At 43.6% G+C, this 11,874-nt stretch carries 9 protein-coding genes; 2 read left to right on the forward strand and 7 right to left on the reverse strand.

From position 1 onward, the window contains the following. The first annotated feature begins 362 nt into the window (after positions 1 to 362). Complete coding sequence (locus L1D47_RS19070) at positions 363 to 782, forward strand: hypothetical protein (protein ID WP_239886402.1); 420 nt, start codon at positions 363 to 365, stop codon at positions 780 to 782. Positions 783 to 1,293: 511 nt separating this feature from the next. Beyond that, the gene (locus tag L1D47_RS19075; RefSeq protein ID WP_239886403.1) at positions 1,294 to 2,463 is read left to right on the forward strand and encodes a site-specific integrase; all 1,170 of its coding nucleotides are present in this window, start codon (positions 1,294 to 1,296) and stop codon (positions 2,461 to 2,463) included. A gap of 255 nt (positions 2,464 to 2,718) precedes the next feature. On the opposite strand, the gene rfbA is transcribed toward L1D47_RS19075, so the two are convergent. From rfbA to L1D47_RS19110, 7 genes are all read right to left on the reverse strand, one after another. Further along, the gene (gene rfbA / locus L1D47_RS19080; protein ID WP_239886404.1) at positions 2,719 to 3,600 is read right to left on the reverse strand and encodes a glucose-1-phosphate thymidylyltransferase RfbA; all 882 of its coding nucleotides are present in this window, start codon (positions 3,598 to 3,600) and stop codon (positions 2,719 to 2,721) included. Between the two features lie 220 nt (positions 3,601 to 3,820). Continuing rightward, the gene (locus L1D47_RS19085) at positions 3,821 to 6,301 is read right to left on the reverse strand and encodes a prolyl oligopeptidase family serine peptidase (RefSeq protein WP_239886405.1); all 2,481 of its coding nucleotides are present in this window, start codon (positions 6,299 to 6,301) and stop codon (positions 3,821 to 3,823) included. Between the two features lie 280 nt (positions 6,302 to 6,581). Continuing rightward, positions 6,582 to 7,466, reverse strand: coding sequence for a UTP--glucose-1-phosphate uridylyltransferase GalU (galU, locus tag L1D47_RS19090; RefSeq protein ID WP_239886406.1), 885 nt, complete (start codon positions 7,464 to 7,466; stop codon positions 6,582 to 6,584). Between the two features lie 62 nt (positions 7,467 to 7,528). After that, positions 7,529 to 9,475 carry a nucleoside-diphosphate sugar epimerase/dehydratase gene (locus L1D47_RS19095; protein WP_239886409.1) on the reverse strand — a complete coding sequence of 649 codons (1,947 nt, stop codon included), beginning with the start codon at positions 9,473 to 9,475 and terminating at the stop codon, positions 7,529 to 7,531. A 296-nt stretch (positions 9,476 to 9,771) separates the two neighbouring features. Beyond that, the gene (locus tag L1D47_RS19100; protein ID WP_239886407.1) at positions 9,772 to 10,320 is read right to left on the reverse strand and encodes a sugar transferase; all 549 of its coding nucleotides are present in this window, start codon (positions 10,318 to 10,320) and stop codon (positions 9,772 to 9,774) included. Next, the gene (locus L1D47_RS19105; protein WP_239886408.1) at positions 10,317 to 11,231 is read right to left on the reverse strand and encodes an NAD-dependent epimerase/dehydratase family protein; all 915 of its coding nucleotides are present in this window, start codon (positions 11,229 to 11,231) and stop codon (positions 10,317 to 10,319) included. The genes L1D47_RS19100 and L1D47_RS19105 overlap by 4 nt, the downstream gene beginning before the upstream one ends. Continuing rightward, positions 11,224 to 11,874: glycosyltransferase family 2 protein (locus tag L1D47_RS19110; RefSeq protein ID WP_275661508.1), on the reverse strand; the 651-nt coding region annotated here is incomplete at its 5' end. The genes L1D47_RS19105 and L1D47_RS19110, both read right to left, overlap by 8 nt.

Raw genomic sequence — 11,874 nt, forward strand, 5'->3', positions numbered from 1 at the left:
ACCCTTAATAATAAATACCTTAAGTTAATCATGTTTAAAAAACGCTCTTTGAGCGTTTTTTTGTTTCACTACCGACTATCCTGGCGCGTCGTTAACACCATATGCTGCCATTAACGATCACATCGCAAATAAGCACTCAAAGCGAAACACTGTCAATGTTATCAGTGCATGTTCTCTCATTCTACAGCTCATCGGGGGATGGGCCTATAAGTTAAAACCTAGAGATGGAATACTTACATTTAGATAAGTTCAAGTAATAACGGCCTTGCCATCTACCCGTTTAACTTTCCATACAGTTGCCGGATCTTGACTTGCCTCTATGATTGAAATCGCAATGTTTATCAACTTAAAAGGCCCCTACTATGCTCAGTCTAGCCACAGTCATTTTAGCGAACTCTCTCATGAACGGTGCTATACCACTCAAATATAAACACCGCGATTATAAATTGGAACAAGCAGAGATCTTTCTTAGAGATAGTGAAATATACGACCTATCCAGCCTACCCGCTGGCGTGATAGCAAAAGAAAGCTGGGGTTATCAAAAAGAAGACCTACGCAGTGAAAGCCAAAAATTGATAGACCTGCTTTACATCGAACAAATAAGACAAATGCCCATCAATAACTTCGACTTCTCAAAAAGCGGCTTATCTGCCAATGAGGCAGGCACCATGTACGGCAAATGGATGGGTAAAGCAGTATATGAAACCCAATACACGCTCAAAGTATTGGATGTAATTGCGGTATACGGTTTACCAGCGAGCATACTGCACAAGCAAAATTAAAATCAGAAGTTAACTGACCGGCGTTTACCGCTCAGAAATGGAAAGTCATTCCATCGTTTCTTTAAATTGCAGCAGCGATAGGATCATGATTGAGGGCAAGAGGCACTTCATCGCTTCTGTTAGGCTATGCAAGGCAGTAATGAAGTCATCGAAGGGCGTTTGCTAAAGCTTATTTTCAAGCGCTGAGCTTTCGAACCGTTTCGGTTTTAGAGAAGTCATTATTAAGTGATTAATTTAAGCGCAAACCACTGGACAAAAAACCAGTAGTTGGTATATTGATAGCTGTCTTTTTGACCAATAGTTGCAATGTAGGACTATTGGGAAATGAGGCGTTCAGGTGCCGTTGCGGGTTTTACAAACGCAGTTAACCTGATAAAGAAGCAGTTGGGACAGGATGGCGGCAACCACCCTGCCCCGTACCGGCTGCAGCAGACTATTACCCCCCCCAGCCGATGGCGAGATCTTAACGAATTCCATCGGGTAGGGACAGATCTATTTGATGGAGACGATTATGGCTCATATTCGTATTCGCCCTAATGGGCGTATTCAGTTCGACCTACACCTCTACGGCCAACGCTTTCGTGAAGGCACGAAATTGATGGCCACACCCAAGAACTTAGCCAGTGCTAAAGCCACCCTAAAGCAGATGAATGCCGAAATAGACTTAGGCAGCTTTCAGTACCGTGATTACTTCCCCAACAGTAAAAAGATCGCTCTGTTTGAACAACTACAGCGCACACGACATCCCGACCGCCAATATCCCTTTTTTGATCACTACGCTAATGAATGGTTTGAACGGCAAAAGGCCAAGTGGAAACACAGTTATCAAGGCACCGTTCGCACAGCGTTAACTAAGTATCTCATCCCAGAATTTGGTAATACTCTGGTCAATGAAATCAGGCTGACGCAAATTGACTTCTTTCGTCAGACATTAATGGATATCAAAAAGGAAGATGGTACCAGGCAACTCTCCAATCGCCGCGTGAATAACATTCTGTGGCCACTGATTGCGATCACCAGCCTAGCAGCTGAAGAGTTTAAATTTGACTACCCATTGAGGCGCTATCGCTCCTTAAGAGAAGAAAAGGCCGAGTCGCACCCGATGACCATTGCAGAAGTGCGCATCTTTCTGGGTGAGGTACCCAAGGAGTGGAAGGACTACTTCATTGTCCGGTTTTGGACAGGAATGCGAAGCTGCGAAGTGCATGGATTAGAATGGGAACATATCGATTTTGACCATCGCTTGATCCGTGTTCGCCAAAACTGCGTCAGTGGTGTGATTTGCGATGTGAAAACGCCGACATCCCGCCGCGATCTGAAAATGTGTGACACCGTGTATGATGCATTTAAGCGGATCAAAGCCGCCAACCGCTCAGGCAATGATTTTGTGTTTACTGGCCCTTCTGGTAGACCACTGCAAACCCACTATGTCAGTCGAAAATTATGGTACCCAACACTTAAAAGCGCTGGGCTCAGAAAGCGCAGACCTTATGAAACACGTCATACGGCAGCGGTATTACATATCGCAGCTCATGAAAATCCACTCTACATCTCTCAGCTACTAGGGCACAGTGACACACGGTTACTATTTGATGTCTATGCCCCTTATGTCGCCAATGCTTCACGCAATGATGGCAGTGCTTTTGACCAACTCATGAGCTCAGAGGCCGTCGCGTCGTAAATCCGCAATCAACTGGTTTATTCAATTGCTCACTGAAATTGAGTGGGCAATTGTTCTAGTTGGTTCCCCTCTCTCATCGAACACTAGATGAGTGATTTGCACTTGGGTGGCGCAACCGGCAAAGCTGGCTTTGCAACGAGACCTATTCAAAACACTGAAGCAAACACTGATTTCCATTGTCAGTAGTCTTAGCCAGTCGCTTTCTAGCTCCCTCATGAATAACACAAAGCTCGCACAGACGTCCTTTACTAAGCCCTATGGGGTCACCAGTGAAAGTAAATACTGACCATAGCTGTTATTGAGCATAGGCGTAGCAAGCCGCTGAATATCATCATTACTTAACCAGCCATTGCGCCAGGCGATCTCTTCAAGACAAGCTACTTTTAGCCCCTGCACAGTTTCTATGGTTTGAACAAAAGATGAAGCCTGCTGCAGACTATCGAACGTGCCGGTATCGAGCCAGGCGAAACCGCGGCCCAGTAATTCAACCTTGAGCTGATCTTGCCTGAGATAGGCTTGATTGATCTCGGTGATCTCAAACTCACCTCGCTTTGATGGCGTTAACTGCTTAGCAAACTGGACCACCTGATTATCATAAAAGTAGAGCCCAGTTACCGCCCAATTTGATTTGGGGGAACTCGGTTTCTCTTCGATCGAGACCGCAGTATAATGCGCATCAAATTCGACCACACCGAAACGCTCGGCCTGATCCACTTGGTAAGCAAATATAGTTGCCCCCGCTTGACGCTCACAGCCTACTGCCGACACCGTCCGTTTTAAGGTTTCACTAAACCCCTGGCCATAGAACACATTGTCACCCAGTACCAGGCAAACACTGTCATTACCAATAAAGTCTTCAGCGATAATGAAAGCCTGCGCGATCCCTTCAGGCTTTGGTTGTACCGCGTAGGATAAAGAGATACCAAACTCACTGCCGTCACCCAACAAACGTTGGAAGAGTAGCTGCTCTTCTTGGGTTGTGATCACAAGAATATCGCGGATCCCCGCCAACATGAGCACAGACAATGGGTAGTAAATCATTGGCTTGTCATAAACCGGTAGCAACTGTTTCGATATGCCACGCGTGATAGGATACAAGCGTGTACCTGTGCCGCCGGCTAATACGATACCTTTCACGTTACGCTCACCTTTACACCCTTTAACCCTTTCGCCAGCTACCGTCATATCATGAAGGCCGACTAGATTTCGTTACTATTAAACTGACATCCCCAAAGACTAAACAGCAGCTTGGGGATGTCAGCATGTTCTAGACTCTCTAAGTGTTAAACAATGCTATCCCAAAGTAAAAATGCCCCGCCATCTATCGACTCATCAGCGAGGCAGATACAGTATCGATTTACTGGGCCGCTTTTGTTTCTGGGTAAAGACTATTCCACCATTGTGGTTCACCCTTGAGCTTTAGGTCAAACCAAGCCATGGTGGTATTCCACCAATCAAAACGTGCCTCACGACTGTTGATGTGATGGTCTTGCCCATTAAACTCCACCAGTTCAACCTCTTTGCCTAACAGTTTAAGCGCGGTGTACATGTAATGGCTTTCACCGACAGGTACGTTAGTATCGGCATTACCGTGGATCAACAGTAGCGGTGTGGTTATTTTGTCTGCATGATAGAGCGGACTTTGCTGAACATATAACTCAGGATTATTCCACGGAAAGCTGCCACGACTCGCCACACCTGAATAGCCATATCCCCACCAACCATGGCCCCAGTATGACGATAGGTTACTGATCCCTGCATGAGACATCGATGCGGCGAAAATATCCGTCTGAGTGGCCAAGTACATGGTCATAAAGCCCCCGTATGAGGCCCCCATATTGCCTACGCGTTTAGCATCGACAAAAGGATGCGCAGCTAAGAACGCCTTAGTGCATTCGATAATATCATCGGCACTGAATTTGCCCCACGCATTAACATGCCTGCCGCTAAATGCCTGACCATAGCCGGTGGCACCACTGGGCTGTAATACATACACGACATATCCTTGCGCAGCCCATAAATTAAATGGCCAACGTCCGGTAAAGTGACGCCCAACGGGAGATGTACCGCCATAATAGTAAACAAGCGCCGGATACTTTTTATTGGCATCAAAATCCACCGGAAGATACACGCGACCATCAATGGTTTGGCCCTGCTTGTTTTCAAAATCGAAATCTTGAATATCACCAAAGCGCGTATTAGCGTAGCTCTGCTTTTGGCTATCAAAGAGTATCTTTTTACGGCTTGCATTAAGCGACATAGTAAAGGCTTTTTGCGGCGTAGTCGCTGAGGTGCCAGCAATCACCAGTGTTGGCTTAGACTGTTCGATTGCAACACTATAGTAGTCAACCATATCGACACCAGCGGATACCTTGCTAAAGCGGCGTTTACTCTTGTCGTACACATAAAGAGGCTTGTAATCACCTTCAGTGACGCTAAGGAGTAGATCATCATTATCCAGCTTCGTCATAGCCCCGATGGCGGGATCGAAGGCTTTACTCAATGCACTGATATCGCCGTTGCTATCACGCCAATATAACTGACCATCGTAGTCATTCACTTCAATGTCACTATCTTGAATGCCCTTACCGCCCATGAAACGGGGACCCGCTGTGATATACATGCCATCATCGGCGTACAATGCACCACTAAAGCTACGATATTCACCAATAAGGGTTTCGTTCAAATCACTCAATGTCAATTCGACTAGCTGAGTCAGACTATGGGCAGGTTCGGTGTAATCCACCGGTGAGCGTGTCAGTAACAAGCGGCCTGCTTTAGCATCACTGTCTAACAAAGCACTGCTGATCTTGTTGTTGGTCAGTTGACGAATAAAGCCAGAAGCCAGATCTAATTGATAAATTTGGCTGATATTACGCCAATAACTCCAACGATCTTCCAATGCTCTAAAGCGCTTTGAGCTGGCTTTGTCATCGGCTTTATAAGGCTTTTGCCAATTGAATAACAAGCTGTCGTTATACCACTGTAACCCCGACACATTTTCAACAGTTGTTGCGGCAACCTTAATGGTTAAGTCTGCAATATTCAGGACTTGGATCTGTTCATTTGCCACAAACGCCAATTGCTGGCTATCGCGGGACCATACTGCACTGCTCGGACGATTTTCTTGCCAGCGATATATCACTCGGTTATCTGGCAGACTCCTCAGCTCAGTCACTTGGCGGGGCTTGTCCCCTTGACTCGCGAGATACTCAATGGTCGATTGCAGTAAGTATTTACCATCAGGTGAAACCGCTAAGCTGTTAATCGTTTTGGAGTCAAACAGCTGCTCAGCTGACACTCGGTGAGTTTTCTGCTTAACAAATTGAAGTTGGTCAACATCACTAGTCCCTTGCCAATCTAGGCTGAAAGGTACATCGGTTTGCAAGCCATCAGCCAACACTAATACCTGGTAATCACCATTAGCCAGAGAGAGGTCAACCTTAGCTGCCGACTTCACTAGTGTGCCATTGAGGTACACCTGTGGATTTTCAAGCCCATTGACGGTGAGCGTGCCCTGGGTATATCGCTGAGTAGAGATTGGCAATTGATAGGCCAGCCAGCCCTCACCTGCAACGTCTGTAGAGGCAGCCTGCCAGGAGAGTTTTTGATCAAAGACTTGTAATGAGTCTTGGTTGCTATGACTTAATCGGGCAATCAAGTTGGCACGCAGTGGGTCGGCTTGTTCGCTTTTCGATAGTGGAGTACCACTTATTTGGCTTACTGGCCCCAGCCGTTGAATGTATTGCGCATCAATAGCTGCACCGTTAGCAAATCCAGAGATGGCCATCGATAAACTGAGCGATAGCAGTGAAAAAGTTTTCATCGCATATTTCATGAAAAGTCCTTATTCATTATTGTTCGAATCGGGAGTGTCTTTATTATTTGTTTTGTACTATACCAACCCCTATGCCATCGCACTACACATGCTATCCATAACAGTACGAAACGAGTTCATACCGATTGAGGTGATGGTTTAAGACGAACGGTTTTCTGCCCCCTAAACGATATATCCTATGGTAAACTAATGAGGCCATAAAACAAAAAAGCTCACCTTGGTTAATATCATCACTAACCAAGATGAGCTTTTAGCAACTGAAGGCGTTGTTACCGTAGAACTATTGCTTTAGCAGTTGCTGTAACTGCTCACGAAATTCATCACCAAGCTTTTCGTGTCGTAAGCCGTACTCTACGAATGCCGTCATATAACCAAGCTTGTCACCACAGTCATGGGACTTGCCAGTCATATTAAACGCTTCGACAGTATCCGATTCAATCAGCATATCAATCGCGTCTGTTAATTGGATCTCATCACCTGCGCCTGCAGGTGTTTTAGCTAGTAGAGCCCAGATCTTTTCTGATAATACATAACGGCCAACAACCGCAAGATTAGATGGCGCCTCATTAACCGCAGGCTTTTCGACCATAGCCTTTATCGTGGCAGACTCACCAGGAGAAATGACTGAACCATTGCAATCGGCGATACCGTACTTATTGACTTCGTCCTCTGGCACTGGCGCGACCATAATCTGACTTGCCGAGGTCGCTTTGTAGCGAGCAATCATAGCCGCCAAATTTTCAGTTTTTTGGTTAGCTGTATATTCATCCAAAATCACATCAGGGAGAACTACTGCAAACGGGTTATTACCAATACAAGGCTTGGCACATAACACCGCATGCCCCAATCCCTTAGCCTCACCCTGGCGCACATGCATAATGGTCACATCTTTTGGGCAAATTGATTGCACCTCGTCCAATAACTGACGCTTTACACGTTTCTCAAGCGTCGACTCAAGTTCATATGAAGTATCGAAATGATTTTCGATTGCATTCTTACTGGCGTGGGTGACTAAAACAATCTCTTTAACACCAGCCGCAACGCACTCATTTACTATATATTGAATAAGTGGTTTATCAACAAGCGGCAACATCTCTTTAGGGATGGCCTTGGTTGCAGGAAGCATACGTGTACCAAGACCCGCTACGGGAATAACAACTTTCATAGAAAATACTCGAAAAGAAAACTCCTCAAATAAAGAGGAGTTTTAATGGACTGAGAGAAAAATTAAGAAACTAAAGGAACAACCTTATTATTTTCAGGTCTGGTATTCTGACTATCGTGATTGTTCTGCAACCAGACTAAATCACAAATACCATCCGTTGGACTGAAACCAGTTGGTGTTGAAAGCAAAATATCTCTTATCACTTCATGCTGGAATTCATGACAAGCTCGATCTAAACGAGCCAAGATCACTTCAAGTTCCGCCCAGCTTAAACAGACTTCATTGGCTGTCATGATCCGCTCATGCTCAGTGCCAGTAACATCATCGCCAATCAATAACTCTTCGTAAAGCTTTTCACCTGGTCGCAAACCTGAAAATTCAATAGCAATATCACCGTCAGGATGATTCTCATCTTTAACTTCAAACCCACTCAAACGGATCATCTTAGTCGCCAAATCAACAATCTTTACAGATTTCCCCATATCTAGCACAAATACATCCCCACCTTTGCCCATAGCACCTGCTTGGATCACCAACTGCGACGCTTCAGGGATTGTCATAAAGAAACGGGTAATTTCAGGATGAGTGACGGTTACTGGACCGCCATTGGCAATCTGCTTTCTAAATAGCGGCACCACTGAGCCGGAAGATCCCAAGACATTACCGAAACGAACCATACAGAAGCGAGTAGTACTCACCTCGCCTGATAAGGCCTGAAGCACTAACTCCGCCATGCGCTTAGTTGTACCCATCACATTGGTAGGACGAACAGCTTTGTCAGTACTCACCAACACAAAGGTCTCTACTTTTGCGGCAATAGCAGCTCTTGCAGTATACAAGGTGCCAAACACATTATTACGCACACCTTCAACAACGTTATGCTCTACTAATGGTACATGCTTATAGGCTGCGGCGTGATAAACGGTTTGAACTTCAAACGCTTCCATGACCGCCTGAACACGATTCTCACGCTGAACAGACCCCATCATCGGAAATATCTGAACATCTAGAGACAACTCTTGGGCCATCGCATTAAGTTCGCGCTCAATGGAATACAAACCAAACTCAGATAGCTCAAATAACACCAATTTTTTGGGAGACTGTTTTAAAATCTGGCGACAAAGTTCAGATCCAATAGAGCCACCGGCTCCAGTTACCATCACCACTTTATTACGAATATTAGCAGCTAATAAGTCGGCTCTAGGGCCAACGGAGTCACGTCCAAGCAGATCATCAATTTCAACTTCTTTGATATCGCTATAAAGCTTGTTGCCACTGACCAGATCTGCCATGGCAGGGAGTGTCAATACTTGGACAGCAAGAGGCTCTAACTGCTCGAGTATGCCTTGACGACGGGAACGCGACGCACTTGGCATCGCAAGCAAAATCTTAGTTGCCGCTTTTTGCCTGATTAATTTACGAATAATGGACGGTGAATGGACATGAACGCCTTGAATCACCGTACCATGTAGGGTCTCATCATCATCAACAAACGCAAAGGGATGATACTCGTGGCTTTGCACTAAAGCAGTGAGTAATTGTCGACCGCTCACACCTGCACCATAGATAATGACAGGTTCGCCATTGCGCTTCATGCCCGAGCCAACCATTGACCGAACGATCGCCCTTGAGCCACCAATAAACACCAGAGAAAACGCGGCATAGATAATAGGTACCGTCCGCGGTAATTGCGCATCAATATAAAAGGCAAAAAGCACTAACGACACAGTAGAGAACAAGACTCCTAGGCCTATAGCAGTCAAGGCCTGCAGACCCATATAACGCAATACTGCTCTGTACAAGCCCAACTTGGCAAACGCAACTAAACTCACAGGCACCACAATAAAGAGCAGCAACCAATAGTGAGCATTTGCCAGTACAACGATGTCATCTACACGAACCAGTAACGCGGCCCAAAATGCAAAACAGAGAAAGACGGCATCGACAGTGAGACTAACAATACGCTTTTGAGAACGTTTTAAACCAAACAACCTTTGCAAAAAATCCATTTTTCGCTCCAAATCAATAAATTTCATAGTGGTTTACATCTTACAACACGGCTAGACGACAGAAAAACCTTAGGCGTGCGAGTGTAGCACAGTCATACTAATCTATGAACTATAAAGGGCACGGTTAACGGACTATCAATATGAGCCCTCATTCCACACCGAGGCTCGGGAGCCTTACGATAGCTTAACCAATAAGTGAGTCACATTTTTCGATCTTTCTCTCTAATTGAGACAAAATAAAAGTGACCAACCACAATCAGAACAGTCACTTAATACTCAAACTCTAATAGATAGCACTATTTTACTGCATCACCACTACCACTACCTGTAACGGTCATCAATATATACTTAAAATAGTTTTTAATATTAAGCGTATCAATCATCTGCTTATCTGTTTCAGCTAATAACTTCGGCGTAGACATATCGATGTTTTGCACTTGAGCTAAACCCGTTATGCCGGGCAAAACATCATACACACCTTGTGCATCACGCTCTTTAATTAACTCATCTTGATTAAACAAGTTAGGGCGTGGTCCAACTAGACTCATTTCACCTTTGGCTACATTAATCAACTGCGGAAGCTCATCGATTTTAGTTTTACGTAAAAAGGCACCCAGCTTAGTGATTGAAGCATTACTCGCTAAATGACTAGCAACTGATTTTGTTTCAACCGACATAGTGCGAAACTTAATGAGTTTAAATGGCTTTTTATTTCGTCCTACACGAGTTTGAACAAAAATAGGCGAACCAGTATCAAACATGCCGATTATTGTGACAACTAGTAAAACTGGCCATAAAAATAGTAAGCCGAAAAAAGCTGCTGAAAAATCTATAATCCGAATCATTTTTTACTCTCAGAAAGTGAATACATTGCCTGTTTCATTGTGTATGGCGGAGCCCAGCCTAAAACATCTCTAGCATTTGATGAATCAACTTCTAAATTACCTAATAATTGCTCTGCCATAGTTGACTTGCCTAATATGCCTGCGACAATGTGCATAAAACTTATTGGAATAGGAATTTGAATTAAATTTTTTCCTAATCCTTTTGCTATTGAATTAGTAAATTCTTTAATCGAAACGGTTTCCATATCACTGGCTAAAAATGTATGCCCAGGCGCATCAGGATGTTCAGTACAAACAATCAACAAATCAACCAAGTTTTGAACAGAAATAAAATCTCTACGATTGTTAGCCAAACCAAATGGTAAAAAAGGAAATTTGTTAACGATCCTCGTAAGTGTGCCAAAATTTCCTGGAGCATTAGGGCCATAAACTAATGTGGGTCTGACGATTATTACTTCTAGACCTGTTTCAATAGATATATCTTTTAACCCTTGCTCAGCATGAAGTTTTGATTGTGAATAAGCATTGTGAGCTTTAGGTTCTGAGGTGATAGTAAAAGGTGTATTACCAGTAGAACACCCATTAACACCAATAGAACTCACATAAACAAAGCGTTTCACACCAGAAGTAACAGCTTCGCGTGCCAGTTGAATTGTCCCTTCATAATTAACTTCATGATATTGAGAATCTGTAACACTTTTATTATGAGCTAGACCGGCCAAATGTAATACGCACTCAATATCACGAAATGCCCCATCCCAATTAGTAAATCCGTCAATCCGTTCTATTTTGTGGTAATCATTAAAGTCTTGAGGAACACGACCTCTAATAACACATCGAAAATCTTTAAGTTGATGAGTAAGGAAATTACCAACAAATCCAGTTGCTCCAGTCAAAAGGACTTTACCCATTTTGACCTCTTGATTTTTTGTATTTGAATAAAAGTACGTTAATTAAATATCTAGCACAATAATAAAGACTTACTGTACGAGAGAAACCTTCCTCATTGCGATATATATTCCAAAAAAATGGGATAAGCTTAGACTTAGAGGAACTAACTGAGCCATCGACTAAATTATATTTAGCTAAATTAATTTTTAAACCATGTACACAGTTGGTTTTTTTTAATAACTTTAACCAAAACGAAAAGTCTTCATGTCCGCACTGCGGGAAACGAGTCTCACCAATAAGTGATGTGCTTACCATCGCAGTTAAACAACCGACGCTATTATTTGACAACAGATTATGATAATTAGCCTGCGTAGGTGGTGTAAAATAAGCAACAACAACATCATCTTTCAATATACTATAGCCTGAGCAAGAAAAATCCCATTTGTTGGTTATCATTGATTCAACCTGAATTTCTAATTTATTAACCTCCCATAAATCATCAGAGTCCAAAAATGCTATAAAGTCTCCTTTGGCATGATCAATGCCAACATTTCTAGGATAAGCAGGGGAACCTGAATTAGAAGTTAATTCAATAACATTAATTCTAGAATCTTTAATTTCTCTAACTTTACTGATAGWATTATCATTAGAAAAATCATCTAT

It is taken from the genome of Shewanella sp. Isolate7, assembly GCF_022398425.1.
Taxonomy (GTDB): Bacteria; Pseudomonadota; Gammaproteobacteria; order Enterobacterales; family Shewanellaceae; genus Shewanella.